General features: G+C 60.0%; 20 protein-coding genes. 3 read left to right on the forward strand and 17 right to left on the reverse strand.

Annotation, left to right across the window (positions count from 1 at the left end; all coding sequences use genetic code 11):
- The first annotated feature begins 90 nt into the window (after positions 1 to 90).
- Both B3C1_RS07855 and B3C1_RS07860 read left to right on the forward strand, forming a co-directional pair.
- Positions 91 to 933 (forward strand): mechanosensitive ion channel family protein, encoded by an 843-nt coding sequence (locus B3C1_RS07855; protein WP_008484042.1) that lies wholly within the window; start codon positions 91 to 93, stop codon positions 931 to 933.
- Positions 933 to 1,310 carry a hypothetical protein gene (locus B3C1_RS07860; protein WP_008484043.1) on the forward strand — a complete coding sequence of 126 codons (378 nt, stop codon included), beginning with the start codon at positions 933 to 935 and terminating at the stop codon, positions 1,308 to 1,310. Before B3C1_RS07855 ends, B3C1_RS07860 begins: the two co-directional genes overlap by 1 nt.
- Here the strand turns inward: B3C1_RS07860 and B3C1_RS07865 are convergent.
- On the reverse strand, positions 1,261 to 2,850 hold the full coding sequence (locus tag B3C1_RS07865; RefSeq protein ID WP_008484044.1) for a cation:proton antiporter family protein: 1,590 nt from the start codon (positions 2,848 to 2,850) through the stop codon (positions 1,261 to 1,263). The two genes, B3C1_RS07860 and B3C1_RS07865, sit on opposite strands and share 50 nt — an antisense overlap.
- 73 nt (positions 2,851 to 2,923) lie before the next feature.
- Here B3C1_RS07865 and B3C1_RS07870 point away from each other — a divergent pair, with 73 nt between their 5' ends.
- Positions 2,924 to 3,406: a glutathione peroxidase gene (locus tag B3C1_RS07870; RefSeq protein WP_008484045.1), complete on the forward strand. Its 483-nt coding sequence runs from the start codon at positions 2,924 to 2,926 to the stop codon at positions 3,404 to 3,406.
- Here the strand turns inward: B3C1_RS07870 and B3C1_RS07875 are convergent.
- The 16 genes from B3C1_RS07875 to B3C1_RS07955 form a co-directional block, all read right to left on the reverse strand.
- Positions 3,381 to 4,994 (reverse strand): M28 family metallopeptidase, encoded by a 1,614-nt coding sequence (locus tag B3C1_RS07875; RefSeq protein WP_008484046.1) that lies wholly within the window; start codon positions 4,992 to 4,994, stop codon positions 3,381 to 3,383. The two genes, B3C1_RS07870 and B3C1_RS07875, sit on opposite strands and share 26 nt — an antisense overlap.
- 106 nt (positions 4,995 to 5,100) lie before the next feature.
- Positions 5,101 to 5,847, reverse strand: a complete 747-nt coding sequence (locus B3C1_RS07880; RefSeq protein ID WP_008484047.1) for an HAD-IIA family hydrolase — start codon at positions 5,845 to 5,847, stop codon at positions 5,101 to 5,103.
- Positions 5,848 to 6,274: 427 nt separating this feature from the next.
- Positions 6,275 to 7,627, reverse strand: coding sequence for a pyocin knob domain-containing protein (locus tag B3C1_RS19330; protein WP_008484048.1), 1,353 nt, complete (start codon positions 7,625 to 7,627; stop codon positions 6,275 to 6,277).
- An 11-nt stretch (positions 7,628 to 7,638) separates the two neighbouring features.
- On the reverse strand, positions 7,639 to 11,301 hold the full coding sequence (locus B3C1_RS07895) for a phage tail protein (protein ID WP_008484051.1): 3,663 nt from the start codon (positions 11,299 to 11,301) through the stop codon (positions 7,639 to 7,641).
- Positions 11,289 to 11,687 (reverse strand): DUF6950 family protein, encoded by a 399-nt coding sequence (locus tag B3C1_RS07900; protein ID WP_008484052.1) that lies wholly within the window; start codon positions 11,685 to 11,687, stop codon positions 11,289 to 11,291. Before B3C1_RS07900 ends, B3C1_RS07895 begins: the two co-directional genes overlap by 13 nt.
- Positions 11,687 to 12,307 (reverse strand): hypothetical protein, encoded by a 621-nt coding sequence (locus B3C1_RS07905; protein WP_008484054.1) that lies wholly within the window; start codon positions 12,305 to 12,307, stop codon positions 11,687 to 11,689. Before B3C1_RS07905 ends, B3C1_RS07900 begins: the two co-directional genes overlap by 1 nt.
- Positions 12,304 to 12,912, reverse strand: coding sequence for a hypothetical protein (locus B3C1_RS07910; RefSeq protein ID WP_083858281.1), 609 nt, complete (start codon positions 12,910 to 12,912; stop codon positions 12,304 to 12,306). Before B3C1_RS07910 ends, B3C1_RS07905 begins: the two co-directional genes overlap by 4 nt.
- Positions 12,909 to 15,917 carry a tape measure protein gene (locus tag B3C1_RS07915; RefSeq protein WP_008484056.1) on the reverse strand — a complete coding sequence of 1,003 codons (3,009 nt, stop codon included), beginning with the start codon at positions 15,915 to 15,917 and terminating at the stop codon, positions 12,909 to 12,911. The genes B3C1_RS07910 and B3C1_RS07915 overlap by 4 nt, the downstream gene beginning before the upstream one ends.
- The gene (locus B3C1_RS07920; protein WP_008484057.1) at positions 15,914 to 16,210 is read right to left on the reverse strand and encodes a hypothetical protein; all 297 of its coding nucleotides are present in this window, start codon (positions 16,208 to 16,210) and stop codon (positions 15,914 to 15,916) included. Before B3C1_RS07920 ends, B3C1_RS07915 begins: the two co-directional genes overlap by 4 nt.
- Before the next feature lie 53 nt (positions 16,211 to 16,263).
- On the reverse strand, positions 16,264 to 16,596 hold the full coding sequence (locus B3C1_RS07925) for a hypothetical protein (protein ID WP_008484058.1): 333 nt from the start codon (positions 16,594 to 16,596) through the stop codon (positions 16,264 to 16,266).
- 9 nt (positions 16,597 to 16,605) lie between these two features.
- Positions 16,606 to 17,517: a phage tail tube protein gene (locus B3C1_RS07930; RefSeq protein ID WP_008484059.1), complete on the reverse strand. Its 912-nt coding sequence runs from the start codon at positions 17,515 to 17,517 to the stop codon at positions 16,606 to 16,608.
- Positions 17,510 to 17,917, reverse strand: coding sequence for a phage tail terminator protein (locus tag B3C1_RS07935; RefSeq protein WP_008484060.1), 408 nt, complete (start codon positions 17,915 to 17,917; stop codon positions 17,510 to 17,512). The genes B3C1_RS07930 and B3C1_RS07935 overlap by 8 nt, the downstream gene beginning before the upstream one ends.
- Positions 17,917 to 18,333, reverse strand: coding sequence for a gp436 family protein (locus tag B3C1_RS07940; protein WP_008484062.1), 417 nt, complete (start codon positions 18,331 to 18,333; stop codon positions 17,917 to 17,919). The genes B3C1_RS07935 and B3C1_RS07940 overlap by 1 nt, the downstream gene beginning before the upstream one ends.
- Before the next feature lie 2 nt (positions 18,334 to 18,335).
- Positions 18,336 to 18,782, reverse strand: coding sequence for an HI1506-related protein (locus B3C1_RS07945; protein WP_008484064.1), 447 nt, complete (start codon positions 18,780 to 18,782; stop codon positions 18,336 to 18,338).
- Positions 18,783 to 18,847: 65 nt separating this feature from the next.
- On the reverse strand, positions 18,848 to 19,753 hold the full coding sequence (locus B3C1_RS07950) for a Mu-like prophage major head subunit gpT family protein (RefSeq protein WP_008484065.1): 906 nt from the start codon (positions 19,751 to 19,753) through the stop codon (positions 18,848 to 18,850).
- Entirely contained in the window at positions 19,753 to 20,883 is a 1,131-nt protein-coding gene (locus tag B3C1_RS07955) for a phage protease (RefSeq protein WP_035481460.1), read from the reverse strand. The genes B3C1_RS07950 and B3C1_RS07955 overlap by 1 nt, the downstream gene beginning before the upstream one ends.
- Positions 20,884 to 20,953: the final 70 nt, after the last annotated feature.

A 20,953-nucleotide genomic window follows, 5' to 3' on the forward strand; every position in this document is an offset into this window, starting at 1 on the left:
GCCGTCGGCGCCTTTTTTCTATCAAGTCCATGGCTCGACAGGACTTTTTCAGACAAGGGCGATAAGCTGGGAAGGTCAAAGGAGTTCGGCATGCTCAAAGAAGAATTCGATTACCTGTCCAACCTCACCCAACTGGTGATGGACTACCTGGTGACCTACGGTTTTCAGCTGCTGGGGGCACTGTTTGTTCTCTTCCTTGGTTGGATGTTGTCGGCCTGGGTGGGGCGCTCGGTGCAGCGCCTGGGCGACAGCCGCCAGTGGGACCAGACCCTGGTGCGCTTTTTTGCCAACCTGGGCCGGATCATGGTGCTGGGTATTTTCGTGGTGATCGCCGCCGGTAAAATCGGTATCACCATCAGCCCTCTCATCGCCGCCATCGGCGCCGCCACCTTCGGGCTGAGTCTCGCCTTGCAGGGGCCGGTGTCCAACTATGGGGCCGGCATCGCCCTTATCCTGACCCGCCCCTATGCGGTGGGAGACACCCTGGAATTGCTGGGCCAGGCCGGCCAGGTGGACTCAGTTACCCTGGGCCAAACGGTGCTGGTAACCGAAGACGGCGAGCACATCCACATTCCCAACCGCAAGGTGCTGGGAGAGATCTTCCAAAACTCCAAGGGCCACAAGCTGGTGGAAACCACCTTGCTGTTACCCCCCGATGCCGACCCCGAACTGGCCATTGCCGCCGTTGAGGCCCTGCTGGCCCAGCGGCAGCAGGACGATGCTCCCAGGGCCCAGGTGGGCATAGACGCCTTTACGCCCTTAGGGGTGCAGCTGGTGGTGCGCAGCTGGCTGGACACGGCCCGCTACCACCAGGCCCGGCTGGCACTGAATCTGAGCCTTTATCGCTGCCTCAAAGCAGCCGGCATGACGCCGGCCAGCCCGGGCGGCCTGCTGGCCTTGAGCCAGCACCTCAACACAAAAGGAGACGCCTGATGAAAGGCACCATGACCTTGGCCCTGGCCACCCTGGCCCTGGTGGGCTGTAGCCAGGCCAGCACCGCCCAAAGCGCACCTGCCAAGTTGCAGCCCATCAAGGAGAAGAAAATGGAGCAAAGCGCCGCCCTCACCATCGAAGGTAAAGTGGTGTTCCAGCCCATGGAAGGGGGCTTTTACGGCATCATCGACGATAAGGGCCAGAAGTGGCTGCCCCTGGGATTGCCGGCCGAAATGCGCCGGGCCGGCCTGCGGGTCAAGGTGGAGGCCAGCAAGGCCGACGTGATGACCATACAGCAGTGGGGTACCCCCATCCGCATCAACAGCATCACAATCCTTGATGATAAGGACGTTGTGGGCCAAGGCGAGCAATATTGAGCACGTGGCGGGCAAAGCCAGCGCCCGCCTCTTCGAAGATATTGAACACTTCGATACCCATGGCCTTGAGTTCCTCGACTTCGTCGGGGAACTTGGCTACCGCCGCCACCTTGCCGCTATAACCCCTTTCCTTCAGTTCTTCCGCCGCGAACAAGTTACCGTGGTGGTTGGGCATGGCCAGCAGCACCAGTTCCAACTCGTCGTCGCGGCGGATTTTTGACCAGAAGTCCGAGTCGGTGGCGTCCCCCACCAAGACTTGGCGCCCCAGTTCCAGGTGCTCTGCCACTTTGTCGCCGGCATGGTCTATGCCCAGAACCCGGTGGCCGTATTCGGCGGCCAACTGGTCGTAAGCACCGGTGCCAAGGCGGCCCATACCGAAGATCAATACCTGGGCGCCGCCGATGTCGATGGGGGCGTCTTCTGGGTGCAGGCGGCGCCGTTCATAGCGCTTGAGGTAAGGGGACAGGCGCCGGTAGACCGTTTCGGCCCAGGTGTTGAGGGGCGAGGCCAGCACAAAGGACAGGGAAAGGGCAATGGCGATGATGGTTAGCCAGCGGCTGTCCAAGAGCCCCGCTTTGGCACCCAGGGCGGCCACGATAAGGCCGAACTCCGAATAGGTGGCCAAAGACAGGGAAGCCAGCACCCCGGTACGCACCCTCAGGCCAAAGCGGCTCAACACCCAGAAATAGAGGCCGGCCTTGAGCGGCAGCAACACCACCAGCAACAGGGCAATGATCAGCATGGGCCAGTCTGGCAGGCCGTTAAGGCCGATGCTCAGGAAAAAGCCCACCAGCAGCAGTTCCTTGAGGTTAAAGAGGGTCTTGGACAGGGCGTCGCTGCGGGCATGGCCGGCAGCCATCATGCCCATCACCAAGGCCCCCAAGTCTGGTTTCAGCCCTGCCGCTTCAAACAGGCTGACCCCGGCCACCAGGGCCAGGAACAGGCCGGCCAGGCTTTGCAGTTCGGAATTGCTGCACCAGTCCAGCAGCTTGTAGAGAAGGGGCCTTGCCAGGGGCAGCAGCAGCAGGGCCGGGGCCCACAGGGCCGGCACCTTGCCCTGGGCAAAGGTCAAAAAGAGCACCGCGAAGATATCCTGCATAACCAGGATGCCGATGGACAGGCGCCCGTACAGGGAACTGGTGTCGCCTTTGTCTTCCAGTACCTTGACCGCAAAGACGGTGCTGGAGAAGGCCAAGGCAAAGCCCACTATGGTCCAGGACTGCAACTGGCCCTGCACCAGCCCCAGCAGGGCCAGGGCGGCGATGCCCAGGGTAAAAAAGGCCATGGAGCCCATCAGGTGCAAGGTAGTGGCGCCCCAGATCTCCGGCTTTACCAGGGTCTTTATCTTGAGCTTAAGGCCGATGGTGAAGAGCAGCAGGGTGACCCCGAGATCGGCCAGGTACTGCAGGCTGTCGGGGGCTTCGATGCCAAAACCATGGAGCGCAAAACCGGCTACCAAAAAGCCCACCAAGGGCGGCAGGCCAAGGCGGCTCAGGGCCAAGCCGCAAAAAAAAGCCAGTGCGATAACGGCTGCGCTCATAAGTGTCATGGTTCCAGGGCAACTTTTACCTCATGATAACAGTATCTGTTTTTCAATGCGTTACAGAGGCCCTATGCAACCTAAGGATATTGAACTGACCCGCCTGGATGGCAGCCAAGACAACATCAACCACTACCAGGGCAAGCTCTGGTTGGTGGTGAACACCGCCAGCAAGTGCGGCTTTACCCCCCAGTACCAGGAACTGGAAGCCCTCTGGCAGCAATACCGGGACCAGGGCCTGGTGGTGCTGGGTTTTCCCTGTAACCAGTTCATGCACCAGGAACCGGGCGGTGCCGACGAGATAGCCCAGTTCTGCGATCTCAACTTCAAGGTCAGTTTCCCGCTCTTTGACAAGATTGATGTCAACGGCCCCGACACCCACCCGCTGTTTGCCTGGCTGAAAAACAAAGCGCCCGGGGTCCTGGGATCCCGGGCGGTGAAATGGAACTTTACCAAGTTCCTGGTGGCGCCAGACGGGCAGGTCAAGCGCTATGCGCCCCGCACTGCCCCTTCACGGCTGACCGATGCCATCAGTCAGTGGCTTCCGGGCGGCTGAACTCGGCGCCCGGCTGCCAGCTGGGCCAGTCGCGGCTGGTGGCCAGGGCTTCGATGACGTCGTGAAAAGCCTGCAGATCTGACAGGGCGCCACGCAGGTCCCAGTCGTCCTGATACTGGTCACAGGCGTTGTGGTAGCAGCCCTTGAGGCGCTCGCGCATGGCGTCGCGGTACTGGGCCACGTCGCTGTTCCAGGGTTGGCTGCCGCCACCGGCATAGAGGGCGGGAATACCGGCCTTGGCGAAGTTGAAATGATCGGAGCGGTAATAGCCGCCGGCTTCCGGCCTGTCGTTGGGCACCAGGGTGCGGCCTTGCTTACGCAGGGCTTCGGTCAGCTCTTTTTCCAGGCTGGTTTTGCCCTGGCCAACCACCACCATGTCCTTGGTGGGGCCGAAGACGTTGAGGCTGTCCATGTTGATGTTGGCCACCGTCTTGCCAAGGGGGATGGAAGGGTTGGCCACATAGTACTTGGAGCCCAGCAGGCCCTGTTCCTCGGCGGTCACCGCCAGCAGCGCCACCGACCGGCGCGGCTTGTCCTTGCCCTGGTACAGATCCTTTAAGGACCGGGCCAGGCTGATAAGGCCGGCGGTGCCGGTGGCATTGTCCATGGCGCCGTTGTAGATGGGGTCGTCGGTGTGGCTCGGGTCCATGCCCAGGTGGTCCCAGTGGGCGGTCACCACTATGGTTTCTTCGGTCTTGCCAGGCAGCAGCGCCATCAGGTTGTGGGACTCGGTGGTCTTGAACTCGCTGTCGATATGGACGCTGGCCTTGGCGCCCAGGGACTTGGCCATGGGGGCCTTGCCGGCGTCGGCGGTGGTGGCGGCAAAGTCCAGGCCGGCCTGGGCGAACAGGCGCTTGGCGGCGTCTTCGGTTATCCAGCCGGAAAAGTCGGACTGGGCCATGTGCTGGCCAGCCAGGTCATAGCGGGCGCCGGACCAGGAATTTTGCACCACGGACCAGGGATAGGAGGCCGGGGCGGTCTGGTGGATGATCAGGGCGCCGGCCGCCCCTTGGCGGGCCGCTTCGTCGAATTTGTAGTCCCAGCGGCCGTAATAGGTCATGGCCTTGCCGTCAAAGCGGCTGTCGCCGGTGGCATAGCCCGGGTCGTTGACCAGCATCACCACCACCTTGCCTTTGACGTCCTGGCCCTGATAGTCGTCCCAGCCCAGCTCTGGAGCATGGATACCGTAACCCACGAACACCAGCTCAGCGTCTTTGACGTCGGTCTTGGCCACGGCCTTGGGGCTGTTGATCACCATGTCTTTGAGGTAATCGAGCTTGAGCTCCCCCAGGGTCAGGCTGCCCGGGTGGCTGGTGATGGACACCAGGGGCACCGGCTGCACGAAGCTGTCCCCAAAGCCGGGCTTGAGGCCCAGCGCCTTGAACTGGGATTCGAGGTAGGCCAGGGTCTTGGTTTCCCCTTCGGTGGCCGGCAGGCGGCCTTGGAAGTCGTCAGAGGACAGGGTCTTGACGAACTGGCCGTAGCTTTGGGCATCCAGGCCCTTGGCAAGCTTATCCCCCGGTACGGCGGCCTGGGCGCTGGTGGCCAAAAGCAGGCCAACAGCCACGAGGCTGAGTCTGGTCTTCATGTGGTTATCCTTATGGTTTTTCTCACTGGCACCTTGGCACAGGGCAGGGGCCCGGCCAAGACGGCCTCGGCCACCGGCCCCAAAGGTGCGGCAAAGCGCGGCGCCGTCAGAGGATGTCGATTTCCCCGACATTGGCAAAGACATGGTTGGGCCTGAACGGCATCTTGGGGATGTCTTCCTGGCGGGACACCCCGGACAGCACCAGTATGGTTTCCAGGCCCGCCTGGAAGCCGGCCAGGATGTCGGTGCGCAGGTTGTCGCCGATGATGACGGTGTTGTCGGAATGGGCGCCGATATGGTTCAGGGCCGAGCGCACTATCCAACTGGAGGGTTTGCCCACGTAGAAGGGCTGCTGGCCGGTGATCCGCTCTATGGGGGCGCACAGGGCGCCGCAGGCCGGGCTGTGGTTGGGGCCGTGAAAATCGGGATTGGTGGCGATAAAACGGGCGCCGCCGGCCACAAAGCGGGCGGCCTTGTGGATCATGTCCCAGTTGTAGGAGCGGGTCTCGCCGATGATCACGAAATCGGGGTTGATGTCGGTGATGGTAAAGCCGATTTTGTAAAGCTCATGGGTCAGGGCCCCGTCACCGATGACATAGGCCTTGGTACCGTCCTGGCGGCGCAGGAAATCGGCGGTGGCCATGGCCGAGGTATAAAATTTTTCCTCTGGCAGCTCGATGCCGCCGGCGGCCAGGCGGTTATGGAGATCCCGGGCGGTCTGGGACGGGTAGTTGGTGAGCAGAACCAAGGGATTGCCCTGGTCTAGGATACGCTTGATGAACTGGTCGGCGCCGGGAATGGCGGTGTTGTCGTGCATCAGCACGCCGTCGATATCGCAGATGATGTTCTTCATGGGCCAAGGTTCTGAACGGGGATGTAGCCGGGCGCGAATTTTGATCACTAAGAGCGACATAGTTGATCAGTGCCATTTCTGATCACAACACTAGCGCAAGGCAAGTTGAAAATGCCAAAGAGATGGAGCTACCTTTCGGGGTATGGTAGCCAGCGGACGGTATGACTATGGCCACAGTTTCTAACTTCTCCTCTACAACCTGCCAATGCATTGCCACGTACCTGAGGCTTTCACTGACAGACCTCATGCTCATAGACTTTCCCATCGATGCCGAAACACACAATGGAGACGGGGAGACGATTTATCTCAAAGTCCCCTACCACACTCCTCGCGACCTGCTGGTTGCAAGGGATTGGTCTGTCGGACAAAAGATACCTATCCCAGCAAGCTTGCTCATGACACGCCAAAAGAACTGGCTATCAGGTATCTACTGGACCAAATAGGGCTCTTCAGTTTCCTCGGCTGGCAGCGAATTCAGCCGCACATCAATCCACCGCTCGTCCAGATCCATAGGAGCGCCAGCCGCAAGTGCGCCGGTTGAGTAGTCAGGGGCGAAGGTCATAACAGTGATGGTCCAGGTTCCGTCCTCGGCCTGTTCCTGGCTGTACTCGACATACCTTTTTTGCAGTCCGTTGGCGTCGCGTGGCGTCTCGATGTACCAGCCCTCATCCGCCAGCCCCTGGGTGCCGCTGATGAGGTAGTGCCCCACACCGACCCGGGCAAACTGCGCGTCCTGAAGCTCTGCCTCCCAGTTTGCCTCTACCCGCTCATTGAAAAGGCGAAGTACCGGCGAGGCGGCCTTCACAAATCCGTTGGTATCGACAACGGTGTTTGCCTCTGACCACGTCTTCGACCAGGACGACCAGGCGCTGCCGTTGAATGACCTGGTGCGGATCTCCCGGGTAGAGGTCGAAACCCACAACTGAATAACCGTGGCACTGGCCGCCGCCTTCATCACAAACGCGTGGGCGACATGAGCGACCGGCGTGGACGCGGTAGACGTCGAGCACAGGTAGGTGCCTGGGATCGTGGCATTGTTCAGGTCGGTCGAGACGCCAAAGTAAGTGCCGTTTGACCAGTTGCCAGAGTGCCATCGTTCCAGCCATTCACTCCATGAATTCGCCTCTTTAGTGCGGAACCAGTCTCGCTTGTTCCGACTGCCATGCTGGGCGCCAAACTGTGTATTGTTGGCCTGAAGATGCATGCCATAAATCGTGGCGCCAGTCGGGCTGTCAGACGACCCTTCAACAAATTGTGTGGGCAACGTCGCCCCCCAGCCTGACGGAACAGTCAAGTTGCCCAGCAGCCCACCTGCACCTACCTGCATGACGTTGCCAGCGGCTATGCCCACGTCTCTAGTTGCCGCTGTACCCCAATTGCTGGTGTAGCTATACAGCGTGGGCAGGTTGATGCTGCTGCCATCGGCCAACTCAATGGCGATGCTGCTGTCCTGACTGGTTAGCCAGTCGGCCATGGCGGCATGGATGGTGGCCGCATCAGCATTAGTGTCCCGTAAGGCCTGGATAGCAGCTTCAAAGCGGCCACCATTGGGCTGTACTGTCAAACTGCCATTGGCTACTGCGGCATATGGCCAGGGGCGTTCCAGCACCAGCTGCCAAGTGCCTCCGGCTTGCTGAGCTGTCTTGATCTCCACCCCAGGATTTGCTCCCAGAATTGCCGCATCCCCCGGCATCACTGGTGCCATGGACTCGCCGGAGTTGATGGTTATTACGGTGCCACTGGCGGCGACGGTAGCTTGCGTGGCGTAGAACCAAGCCATGATGAGTCCTCTTAAGTCAACGTAACGCCGGACTGAGACCCGGCCAAAATGGAAGTGATATCAACGAAGGGGCCGTAAGCTCGCAAAGAGTTGGTGACGCCAGGCCAGCCCACAGACGCTACCAGGTCATAGCTGGTGACCCCTGAACCCGCAGGAACGTCAATGGTTATCCAGAATTGAACTTCACCCTGACCAGCAGGCAGGAATAAGTCTCTGATCTGTCGTGTCAACGCTCCAGAAACAATCTCCACCAGGTGGCCTGCCTGCATGCCATCACCACCAGCAGCTGTACCATCAAGGGCTATGTACCAGGTCTTTAGTACAGTCCCACTCTTCAAGCGCGCCTGTACTTGGCCGCCAAAGCTGGTGCCTAGGGTCGTATTTGAGTTATTGATGCCCATTTGCAGGTTCATGAGCGACACGTAACGGTCATGGGCTACTGCTGGCATCTTCAATGTCAGGGCTTTTCGCCACGACACGGCAGAGGCATGGGAAATGGTTTCGCGATACCAGTAGCCGGTGGGTGGTGCGGCCACCCGCTGAATATTGGTCACGTTACCGATGATTTGATCCACGGTGATGGTACCGCCGACTCCCTCATCACCTGCATTATCCCGATAACTCACTGCCCTGGCCTTGGTTAGCGCCGTCAAGACCGGATTACCAGCACCATCAACACTGCCTGTGCGTGGCCCATACCACTCCAGCAAGTTGTCAGGGCCGAACGGTGTAGCTGCCATGACAGTCATATGGCTGGAGCCGACCATCTCCAACCGGCCACCGCGCAACAGCCCACCTGTGACAGTGCCACCATTTACAACGGGCGATTCAATCTTGGTTCCTGCAAGGATACGGCCAGCAAACTCCAAAACGGGATCCGCTGCGTTAGCCAGATTGACCTTTAACCCCTCGAAAGTGGTGCCATTGGCCCGCTTTACGATCAGACGAAATACGTTGGCCAATATGTCCAACTGGCTAACCTGGCCATCGTTAAAGCCCAGTACGCCATTCAGCAAGCCGTTGCTGTCGCTCACCCAGCCGCCACGGGCGACCAGGTTGCCGTCCACATCGACAAACAGCCCTTGCAGCGCATTGATGCTGCCTTGCTGGCCCTCAACGTCCAGCGTTAACTGCGCCTGCTGCTGCACCAGGTCGGTGGTGGTTTCGCTGATTTGTGTGAGCTGTGCGGTTTGCCCTTCTTGCGTGGTTTTGAGTTGCAGCAAGGTTTGGGCCTGGGTATCGGTAACCTCTTGCACTTCAGTGAGCGTTGATGCGGCTTTGTCGGACTGCGCCGACAGCTTCACCATTCGCTGCACACCCTCAGCGCTTACACGCTCCTGCTCCACCATTTGCGCCTGGGCGTTATCCAGCAGCACTTGCAGCAGCGAAATACGCTCCGCAGACGACAAGTCAGCCCGTTGCAGCTCAACCAGCAGACCCTGCTGCTGTTCCTGTGTTTCGCCAAGGGCGGTGAGGGTTTGCTGTTGCAACTCAACTGCGTCAGCTGCGCCCTGAGCCGTACTCACTGCGTCGCTGATTTGCTGGTCGTACTGCTCCAGTGTTTGGTCAATTTGGTCTGCGGTGCTAGCAAGGTGGTCCAGCGTTTGTTGCAGGTTGGCATCCAGGGCCGCTTGGGAAAGCTTGCCTTCCAGGGCCTCTGTCAGCGCATCCGTGTTGGCGCTGGTGCGCAGCTCTACCGGGCCGTACCAAGCGCTGATGCCGTAGTCGTTCACACTACGTGCCCACACGTAATATGGGGTGTCAGCACGGCGCCCGGTCCACACAACACTCTTGCCCGTGCCCAGTTCGGTGGCGGCCCCCCGGTCGTTGTTGGTGCCACCCAGCACGGTAAATACGGTGCTTGTGGCGGTGGCCACGGCCGTGCGGGGGTAGATGGCCAGCTCAAACAAACTGGCCACTGCATCAATACCAATCACCGGCGGCGCGGTGTCCACCGCCAAGGCGATCTCTGCCGGAGTGTTGGAGCGGTTACCGAACAGGTTAATGGCCCAAATGCGTACCGTGTAATTACCGGCATCAAGGCGCGGCAGGGGCAATACCGAGCCGCTTGGGTTCGCTTGGTAGGCCAGCAGCTCACCGCTGCTGACTTCCACCCGGTACCGGTAAGCATTGGAGCCACCGGGCGCGTCCCAGCTCAGCTGGCCAAGCAAGCTGGCGTCAGGCTCAAAGGCGGTAAAGGTCACGTTGCTGGGGGTTGGCACCACGCTGCCGTCGGGGTAGTTAACGGGGCTGGCCGGTACCAGCGGCGTGCCGCCAGTATCGGCATTTTCGAACAGCTCAGCGCTGTGGTACGTCAGCACCAGTTGCACCGGCTTGCCCATTTCAAAGGTCCAGTCGTCTACACGGAACACACCGGCCAGGTTAAGCCTTGGCAAGTTGATGTTGACGATGCGCCCCACGCTGACGCTTAAGCCGATCATCTTAATGGGAAAGGTGATTTGCAGGCCGCTGCGCTTTTGCAACAGGTAGAGCTTGGCCAGGCGCTGGGCTGTCCATACCGACTGGGTAAATGGCAAATCCAGATCGTCATCGATGTACTCGCCGTTGTCGTCGGCTTGCAACTCGGCAGACTCAACTGGCGGAAAGTCGGTGGGCTGGTACGCCTGATCCGGATCAACGAAGGTGCCGCGCACGGCGTTGCACAGCTCACTGCGCGGGGTGTACGGGCGCACGGTGATTTGCCCGGCTGCATCGTCTTCAGTGAGGGTAACCACCGGTGGCCCCTGATAGACCCCGGCATAAAGCCGGTATTGGCCATACACGTATACGTGAGTGCCAAGGCCTGCTGTTAGCATCTGCTCCAGAATAGTGCTTGGGGTTTGGTCAGCCTGCCAGGTGCCGTTGCAAGTAAAGCGCCGCTCGACGTTCTCGGCATCGGTATATACAGGTTGGTCAGAATCGTTGGCCGCAGCGGCAAAGGTGTCGAGGTCTATCTCATCTTGTTCTGCTCCGATGCCTGAACTGAACCGGGTAAAGTCCAGCACACACAGGCCCCAGTTGTCGCTCCACTCCCAGGTGCTGGGGTCATTCCAGCGGTGGCTACCAGTGCCACCAACAGTGCTGTCCAGGCGCGGATCGTAAACCGGTTTACCGCGCAACAATGCCTTGATGTTTGGCACCCCGTTGGGGAAGACCTCGGTGTCATGTTCCAGGCGCACGTAAAAGTAGGTAATTTCTCGCCCGACATGCTCTGCCGTCCAGTCGCTGCACTCGGCAACCAGGTCTGGGTCGGCAGTGGTTTGATCACCCAGGTGCACCTTAATCCTGGCCTTGCCTGCATATTCGCTGGCCATGCCAGTGCTACTACTCCACGCCACCTTGTCATCGAAGTACACCGACTCAACAGCGTCGCAGCGATGGGTGGCCAGCGGCACCACCAGGTGCAGGTACTTGTTATCAGCGCCCGACTCGCTGGCAAAGACCATTGGCCCCGACACCATGGCCCGCCCGTACACATAGCGGCGCGGCTCGTTTGGGCTGCGGATCATTTGCTGCTGGCTGTTTGCAGCATTGGAATAGCTCATCCCCGATACGTCAGGGGTGGCGGCATAGGTGAGCGCTGCGGCGCCAATGCCAATGGCGATGGCAGCAGCGGTGGTTACAACACCTGCTGCCGCATAATAGGCGGCAACGCCAACAACTACTGGCGGCATGGCAATCTCCATCCTTTCAGCGCTGCTCCGAGCTTCACGGTTACCAGGCCATAATTGCCTGGTGCCCACACCAGATCGCCGCCAACGATGCCCAGGGCCGGGCCGGCAAACTGCGACACCAAAGCCAGGTCGCCCCGGCGCAACTGGAGCCGCCCTACCGGCTCGCCAAGGGCAGCCGTTACGGCAGCTTCCACATCATCAAACCCGGCTTTTTTCAGCGCCCGCGTCGCGCCGATACGGGTGCTGTAGCGGCCCCGAAACTCGGCGGCAAAGTCAGTGCCGGTTTGTGCCTCTACCCAGTCGGCAGCCAGCATGCAGCAATCCAACTTGCCCCAGGTAAACGGGATGTGGCGGCGCGGCTCGATAAACTCAGCTAGGGACCGCATCAGTTCTGCTTCCTCGGGTTACCACTGCGGCCACCGCCCCCGCCACTGGCTGCAATGGGTTTGCCTGGTACGCCCCAATAGATAGGCTTTTCAGCCATCTGGCTCACGTATTCAAAGAAGCGGTCGCCAGGGTAGCGGGCCTGCTGGTCGGCATCGGTATAGCGGCCATTTTTGGCACGTTTCCAGTCGGTGCTACGGCTGTTGATATCCAGGCCGATGGTGCTGGGATTACCCAGGTTAATGGGCATTACATCCATGCGGCCACGAAACAGCAGCTGCGTCGCCACAACCTGGGCGAACGAGTCCATGGCGCCGATGTATAAGCGCCCGTCGCGGCCCTGGTATTTTTCGGTGAGCGCGGTTTGCGCCAGTTCCTGGGGCACACCGGAGAGCGTCAAGCGCAGGGTGTAGGGCTTAACGGCATTGGATTGCTTCACTTGGCTCACTTGCCCAAGCACACCAATGCCTTTGTAAACGGCTCCTTCAAAAGTCACGTCACCCACGCCGGAGTGCACCGCCACGATGCCGGAAACAAAATCGAGCCGGGCCATCAAGATGGCGCTGATGTACTTGCGGCGCAGCATTTCCTGCATTTCGGCTGACAGCCAATCGGTGATCATCCGTAGATGTCCTCCCTAAATTTCAGCGTGAATGAGCTAAGCACCAGGCGGCGACCAGAGCGGCGCGGCGCCTGGTTGTCGTCGGCCAGCATCATCAGCGCTTTGGGTTTGGTAGTAACAATGGTGGCGCCATCGGTGGCGGCGTTGCGGATTGAGGATTCAAACACCAGGGTGGTGCGCCCGGAGGCATCAGCTGTGGCGTCCTCGGTCATCCGAAACAGTTGGCTGCCCAGCTGGAAATAATCACCGGCCACCAAGAACAGCTGGCTAGCTGCGCAGCCACGAATGGCCAGGCTCTTACCGGTTTGTGGGCCGCCATCAACCACAGGCGTACCACCGGCCAGCCCATTGGGCATGGCAAAGGCGTGGTCCCATAGCCACAACCTGTTGGCCATGCCCGCGAGCTTCAGCAGCAACACATCCAGTTCGGTGGCTCGGGCTTTGTTGAGGTTGTCAAAAGCGAGGCTGGCCTCCCAATAGGCGCCGGGGTATTCCAGGGTTTGTATGCCGCCGTTAAAGGGGCTTTCAAACACCGCTGAACGGGTCTTTAAACGCCAGTCGCAGCTGGTTGGGTAAATCCCATCGGGGAAGGTAAAAACGCTCATCCGTTAATGGCCCTATACATATCGCCGCGTTGGTTGTAGCTGTCGACAACCGCAGCGGTGGTTACGTTGGCGATCTCCGGCAGCATCCGGCGGACCTGGTCCTGCACCGAGGTGCTGTTATCCCCGCCGCCCAGATGAAAGTTGTTCTCTTGGCGGATGGTGGTACTGCTGGAGTTACTGGTGCTGGAATTGTTGATGGATTGCATCAGCCGGGCATGCTGGGCGCGGGTGTAGACGGTCTCGCCGCCGTCCAGCAGATAGGTGCCTTCGCGGGGTACGGTACCGCCCGAATGGAAGATACCGGCAACACTAAGCCCCTCAGCAAAAGCGGTGGTGCTGGCGATGCCGGCAGTGGCTGGCACGGCGTTGCCACCAAAGCTTGCCAGGGAGGTCATTGCTGCTGCCGTTGCCCAACTGGTGGCCAGCGTTGCCGCCGCAGCGGTACCGGTTGCTACCTGTGCGGCTGTTGCTGCCTCAGATGCCGTTTGTGTCAGGTAGATGGAGGCAACTTTTTTGATGCCTATCTCTACCAGTGTGGAGATCAACTGCGAGCCAACCGAGTTGATCACGTTCTTTGCAGCATCCCCCATGCTATTGCTGTAGATCACACCTTCGCCAACAGCCTGGCCGATACCGGACGCGAAGCGGTCAAAACTTTGCGACCACATCAGGTCGTAATCGCTGGCGGTCTGACGGTTGATATCCGTCATTGCCTGACTGTGGCGGCGCTGCTCTGCTTCGATTAGTGCATTGATTTGCTGGCGCTTGGAAACGTCGCTGGCAGGTGTGTTGTCCAGCTCGTTATTGAGCAGCGACAGGTTCTCACTGTTGTTCTGTTTTTCAGCGTAAGCGGGGTCGAGCTGGCGGCGCAGCGACTCATAAGCACCGCCCTGCTGTTGCAAAGCAGCCAGCAAGCGCTGGCGCTCTTTCAGCGGCACGTTGGCTTGTTCGAAGTAGGTCTTAAGCAGCTTCTCGTTCTCGGCCATCTGCTTTTGCGACTGGTTGTACGGGTCCAGCTTATTCAGCAGTTGGTCGATGTTGCGCTGGTATTCCTTCTGCGCGTCGGAGGCGGCTTTCGTGGCTGCTTTGTCGGCGTCCTTTTGGTCCAGCAATTTGGCCTGGGTGAGCAACTGTTTTTGCAGGGCTGGGTCTAAGTTCTTAAGCTCGCCCTTCTCCATCTCGTAACGCAGCTTGGCCACATTACTGACATCACCATAAAGCGCCACTTGCTGCTGTAGTTTGGTGATAAGCGCCTGGGCTTTGGTTGCGGCTTCTGTTGAGTATTGCGGCCCATTGTCTACACCATTCCATTCCAGGGCATTGATGCCCTCATTAAAGACGTTGTTCAGCGCGGCCTGGATCTCTCGGACCTTAGTCAAGGCCTCGTCTCGTTTTTCCTCTAGTGTTGCTATTTGCCTGTCAATAGCATTGAGCTGGCCCATCTGGGCACTCTCGCCACGAGGGCCAAAGCTCGGTTGAGATGCGACTGAAGCCTGTTTCTTACGCAGCTCAACAATGGCGGCATTTGCTGCTGCCACCTTGGCCAGATAGCCTTCCATCTCTGATTGAGCCGGACGCGTGGCGGTGCCGATATCAACGGAACCAAGGCCGCTTATAGAGCTTTTCAACTGGCGAACCCGATCGTCTACCAGGTCAACACTGACAGCGGCGGTTTGGGCGCTACTGTCGAACGTGGCCCAGGCCGCAACGGCGCCTAAAATGAGCCCCGGCCAACCGCCCACCAACGCCAGAGCGCGGGTGCCCAGGGTGCGTGCTGTAGTCATGGCCGCCGTGGCCACATTGGCTCGTGCAGTGGCAGCGGCTAAGTTGGCGCGGGCAGCAGCCAAGCGCTCTTCTGCCCCGGCGCGGGCAAGCCCCGCTGCCGAAGCGGCGGCATAACCTTCTGCCAAGGTCATTTCGGCTTTGGCTTCGGCCAGGTCAGCAACCGCAGCGGCGCGGCTTGCCACGGCCTTTTCTACAAGCCTGACTGTTGCAGCACCTGCCGCAACGGCACCCCGCGCCAATGCAACAGCCAACACCGTCTCGATGATGTTGGACGCCTCTTCGGCGTTATCACTGACATACAGCAGCGCATCGGCAATGGTATGCAGCACCGGCTTTAGCGTGTCGTTGATAGGGGTTTCAAATGCTACGGCGGCCTGGGTGTAGGCGTTGCTGATATCGCGGTACAAGGCGTTGATGTTGTTGCCGGTGGCAGCGGCGGCGCCGTCGAACGTCCCCAGAGCCTTGATTAAGGTGTCGCGGAAAAACTCGCTGGTCACTTGCCCGGCCAGCATCAGCTTACGAAAGCCCCCCGCAGGCAAGCCCGCCGCTTTGTCGAGCTGGTTGAGCAGCCCCGGCAAGGGTTCAACGACCTGGTTCAGATCTTCTGCACGGACAATCGGGCTGGCGAGAGCCTGGCTCAAACCGTACATGGCTTGGCCCACCTGCTCGGTGCTGGCGCCCAGCGCCGACTGGGCATTGCTGATGCCTTCGGTCAGGGAGCGGGCTTGGGATTGGGTAACCAGCCCTGCTTGCTGCAAGGTCAGCAGGCGGGCATAACTGTCGGCCAGCGGGGTCAGCTCTTTGTGTTGCTCCCGGCTCAGCTCGATAAGGTATTGCTGGTTGTCGGCATAGGCCGCCGCGCTGCCGCTCAGGCTCTCCAGGCGGGTGCGAATGTCTTGAAAGGCCGCCACCTCGCCAACGATATCGCTGATGCCCCGCGCCCCCTCGAAGGCGGCCCAAAGCCCGGCAGCAACACGGGTGAGCTTGCCAAGTTCACTGCCTGCGGTCTCTGCCCGGTCATCTAAATTCCCTATGCCGGTGGCCGCATTGCGGGCGCCACTGGCGGTTTTATCCAGCCCTGTGCCCAGCGCGGTAGCACGGGCGTTAGTCTTCTGTGCGGTGGCGCCAAGGGCTTCGACGACCTGATCGGCATTGTTCACCGTGGCTACCAGTTGGCGGCCATCAGCGGTGAGTTTCAGCGATAGGGTCAGGTCTTTCATTTTTGGGTCAACCGCTCGTTAAAGTGGGTGGCGACGGTGGCGGCAATGAGCCGCACCTTGGCGTAATCAGTGGGGGTAAAGGCCTTGCTGCGCATGCGGGCGTCGCACTCGACGGCAGGCACGTCCAGGCCCTCGCAGTACGGGCCTATGGGGCTGGGTGTCCAGCGCAGCAGGTCCTTTATCTCAAACCACCAGTTGAGCGCGTCCCTGTGCTCGTCCCAGACCTCAATGTCAGGGCTTTCCTCCGCTTCGAGGGGCACACCAAAGGCGGCGGCCTCTCGCTCCAATTCCAACTGCTCTTTGCGCGACAGCTGCGGCGCCTGGTTCAGGGCCGCTTCTATCGCGTCTACGAGTTTTTTCGGGCCGCCTCGCCGTTAATGGCACCGTTGTAAGCACGCAGCACCGCACGCACAAAGGCGGGGTCATCAGCCAGAGCGGCCATGTTCTCGGCGTTAAACGCCAACTCTTTGCCGCTCTCGTCTTTGATGCCGGAGAAGCCTTTCACCAGGCCAGTCACAACAGCCGCATCACCGCCTTGCACCAGGCTCCTGTACTGCTCTTCCTTGACCAGCTCCAAGTCGAGGGCGAAGGCCGCCTCAGCAACCTCGCCGTTGTCGGCAGCAATGCGGGCTACCGCAGGCCAGTTTTTTACGATGCGAGTTTTAACAAAGGTGAACATCAATGCTCCTTAAGCGTTGGTCAGTGTGTCGACGTTGCTGATGGGGATCAGCGGGAGTTCATAGGTCAGCGTGCCGTCTTGGTCGCCATAAGTGGGGCGGCCCAGTTGCACGCGGCTAGACGCCCAGCTCACCTGGTTACCGGCCACGCCGTGGGTAAACTCAAAGGCCATTTCGGTGCCGTCTTTGGCGGCGGTGAAGGGGTCAAACTCACCCAGGCTTGCCGCTTCCAAGACGATTTTGCCGGTGGGTGCAAAGTCGGTGATTTGCACCTCTTCAAAGCCGACGTACTCGGCATGGTTGACGGTGTTGGCTTGGTCGTAGTCCAGGCTGATGAGCTTGACGGCCTGGCCACCCAAGGTGCACGCCGAATACTCCACCCCGACTTTGAGCGGCTTCTGCCAGCCCGCAAAATCGGCGGCAGGCATCGCCGCCACCGTGGGTTTTACAAACAAGCCGGTGAAGGTAAAGGTCAAGGTCGGGAACTGCTTGGCGGTGGCATTGAGTTTAAAAGTGCCACGGGCACCCAGCAGTGCATGCAGCACGCCGTCGTAATGGAAATACAGGGTTAGGCTGGCTTCACTGGTGTCATCAATGGCATGGGCCACGCTGGTATCAGCTGTGATGTTTTGGCCGCGCAGGCAGGCCTGCAACAACGGGGCGTACTTGGTGGCGGTACCGGCAGCACCAGAACCGGCCCAGTCCACCTCAACTTCTACGGTGCCATAAATCTCGGTGGCCACTTCCGGGCTGTTACCCAAGGTGCCGTCGTCGTAGTCCAGTGAAGTGTTGTCACCGGCCATGGGGGTGATGGTGACATTGCGCCCCAACAGTGCGGTGGCGGTTTCACCTGCGTCGATAGCGTCGACGCCATAGGCGGTTTCGGCGGCAAACAGCAGCACCTTTTTTCGTGTCTTACGCATGGTGGGCGTCCTCTGTGTACTCAGCTGTGAATTTGTCCAGCCATGCAGCGATGCCGGGCCGGGAGGGTTGCAACTGGCCACCGGCCATTGCCATGGGCTCAAAATCGCTACTGGCTGACCAGCCAAAGAGCGCCTGGCGTATCAGCTGGCGCTCTTCGCTGATGTCGGGTTTGGCTTTATTGCGAGCCGGTACCACCAGCAATACGCCGATGGTCACGGTCACGTTCTGGCGCCAAAGGCCGGTGCCATCAACCACCTGGCCAGGCTGCTCGCTCAGCTCGATGACAAAGATTTTGGGCTTGGCCAAATTGCGGTCTTGATAATCCGCCAGGGCCAGCAAGCCCTCTACGTCGTCAAAACTGCTTTTGAGCCGGTCAATCACCCGTTGCGCCAGTGCCATCAGAGAAACCCCTTGCTGTTGGCCCGGCCCCATACGCTGCCCGCGCTCTCGATGGTGCTGGTGTTGCTGCCCTCGGGTGTTTGCGCGTCGGGCAAGCCCAGCGTGACGGTGCCGTCACCAATGGAGCGCAGCATCTTCAGGGCATCGTCATGGCGCTTGGTCACCGCCTCGGTGGCGCGTTCGTCGTACAAGTAGTAACGGGCCAGATCGCAGGCCACACGGGTCAGAACCGCAGGAACGGTTGCCAGCGGTAGCGGATAGCGGGCACCCAGGTAACCGTCGATAGTGGCGGCAGCGTCATCCAGGGCGTTATCGAGCACTGCCTGGTCAATGGCGCCGGTACCGGTGCGGTCGGTGAGGTCGACTAACTCGACCTCACCAAACCGGGCCTGCATGTCTGCCAGGGCCGCGTACATGGTTAGGCCTCGGCGCCGTCAGTAGCGGCCTGGACCTTCACCGCCTGGATGGCATCAACCAGGGCGTCTTTGCTCAGCTTGGAATAGCCTTCAACGTCCAGATCTTTGGCGATGGTTTTGAGGTCTTTTACAGTCATGTCGGCCAGCGCGATCTGCTTACCGTCATGGTCAACGACGCCGGCGATAAAGCCGTCTTCGTTGCTGAACGTTACAGGGTCGACCACATCCGAAGCGTCCAAGGCCCCGCCCGGCGCTGCATTGGCAGACTGGGCCTCAGCCTTTTTGATAGACAGGCGCGGGTCGGCTTCGATGGCGGCCAGTTGCGCATCGGTAAGCGGTTGGTTGGCAAAGGCGTTATCGCCCTTTTTAAAGCCGAGGCCAGCACGGCGATAGCCATCGTGAGCGATGCTCGCAACCACCAGCGCGGTGTAGATAGTCGTTTTGGACATAGCATGGTTACTCCGTTGTTTGGTTCACAGGGCGCCAGGCGGCGCCCTGTGTGTTGCAGTGCGGCTTAGAGCCAGTCAGCAACAACGATCTTGAGCTTGCCGCTCAAGGTGTTGGAGCCGCCGCCGGTGAGGTTGGCCTTAAGGGCTTCCTCGGCCGCTTGTTGCTGGGTACCGCGCACCACCAGCAGATTGGGTTTAATGCCGAGTGGCTTGCCGCCATCGGCCTTAAAGGCCCGCATTGCGCCGATTGCTGCCCAGATGTTGTCAGCTGTCAGTTCCTGGCCACTGGCATAGGCCATCTGCCAGAAGCCGTAACCGGCGTTGGCACGGCAATCGACGCCAAAGCGGAAGGTTTTGGAGGTGAACACCTGCTCGTCATCGGCCTTGTTCATCTGCATGAACTGCATGGAGCGGCGGTTCTGGTAGATGAAGGGTTTGATCGCACGGGTGGTGTCGAGCAGGAACCACAAGGCACCCGGCGCACCGCCGTTGTCGTTGTAGTTACTGACGCTAACAGCGGCCCCGGTGCCATCGGCGTTGGGGTATACCGGATGGTCGGTGTCAAAGAAGTTCTGGCCGTCGTAGCAGGTAGTGCTGACACCGGCATCGAGCAGTGGGAATACCAGTTCGTCAGGGAAGACCGTGGAAGCCCGGCCCATTTCCTGCATCAGCGGCTTATAAACGCCGATGTTGTCGTCTTCGATGTCGTCGCGGTCAACGCCAACGGTCGATTCAAACGGCTTGTTTTCGATGACGTAGCTGGACGCGGCCATGTCATTGATAACCCGGTCACCAACCCACTCACGAAATGCCGGGAATTTACCCAGCCAGCCATAGGTGGTTGACTTGCTGGTGCTGGGCACCTCGGTGGCAATTTGCAGGTACTGGCTTTCAGCCAGGGCTTTACCCGCCTCGAAGTCGGCTCGAAAGCCGGTCATCAGCGCGGTAAGAGCGGCAGGAGTGATGATCATTACTTAGCCCCTTTTTGCTTGGCGAAGTCTTCCTCGGTGATGCCAAGCAACTTGGCCACCGCTTTGTCTTCGGCAGTGAGTACAGCCAGGCCTTTATCGTCATGCTGGGGCTTGGCAGTGGTTTGGGTCGCGGTGAGCGCGGCGATGGCCGGGCGGCCATCAAGCTGGGCGGTCAGTGCCGCCAGGCCCTGGTTCTTACCGACACCCTCAAGCCAGGCGCGGTCTTTGGCGCCATAGATGCGGCCGTCCTTTTCAGCTTGCTCGATGGCAGCGGTCAGGGCGGCGGTACCGGCATGGGTGGCGGTGTCTTTGAACTTGGCCAGCAGCTCCTGGTACACGCCAACAGGCACGTACTGGGAATGGTCGATGCCGCTTTCCAGCTTGGCGGTGAGGTCAGCAACGGCTTGCTTGTCGCTGGTGCTTTGGTCCGTCATGCCTTTAATGGCACTCAGGGCCTTATCAACAAGCCCCTGGGCGGCTTCGGCATCATTGAGGTCAACGCCATCAATGCTGATACCAAGCGCGGCCAGCAGCTTTTTCAGGGCCTCATTCATGGCACTGTCTCCTGGTGGTGGTTGCGGGGTGGGAGTTTGGGCGGTGAGCGCGGCAATGGCCTTCATGCCGTCTACAGCGGGATTGTTGGTGAGTGCCACATGCAACAGCTGCTGCGGCCTACCGGTGGCTTTGTCGTAGGCAAACACGGCGCTGATGTAGCGGTACTCGCCTTCGCCAATCATCTGCTCGGCTTTTGGGGTCCACTGCACGTTGTCGGCAAACAGGCCCTGGCCCGGCTCATAGCGAAGCGCAGCCGGGTTTATCCAGCCCGCAGCAGGGGCTGGCTGGCCGTTGTCGGCAGTACGCAGGGTTTGGTGCTCGTAGTCGAAGTGGTAATCGTTGGTGCGCTCGGCGGCATCGGCCTTCAGCATTTGCCAGGCGGCAGCATCCATCAGCCACTGACCGCCAGGCACATCATGTGGGCGGCCATCCTTAGCCTTGAACGGCCCATCCGGTAGCAGCTGGACGCTGGCATTGCCTTGCTGGGAGAGAGTGCAAGCCGCCAGGCCCAGCACCACAGTGCTGGACTGATTACTGAGTGCCGCAACAGCGGCTGTAAGGGGGCGTTTTTTCATGGGGCCATGATGGCCCCGAGGGTTTAGGGGGTGGGATTCAAGTGTTTGTTTAAAATTTAGATGGCGGAAA

This window comes from Gallaecimonas xiamenensis 3-C-1 (genome assembly GCF_000299915.1).
Lineage (GTDB): Bacteria > Pseudomonadota > Gammaproteobacteria > Enterobacterales > Gallaecimonadaceae > Gallaecimonas > Gallaecimonas xiamenensis.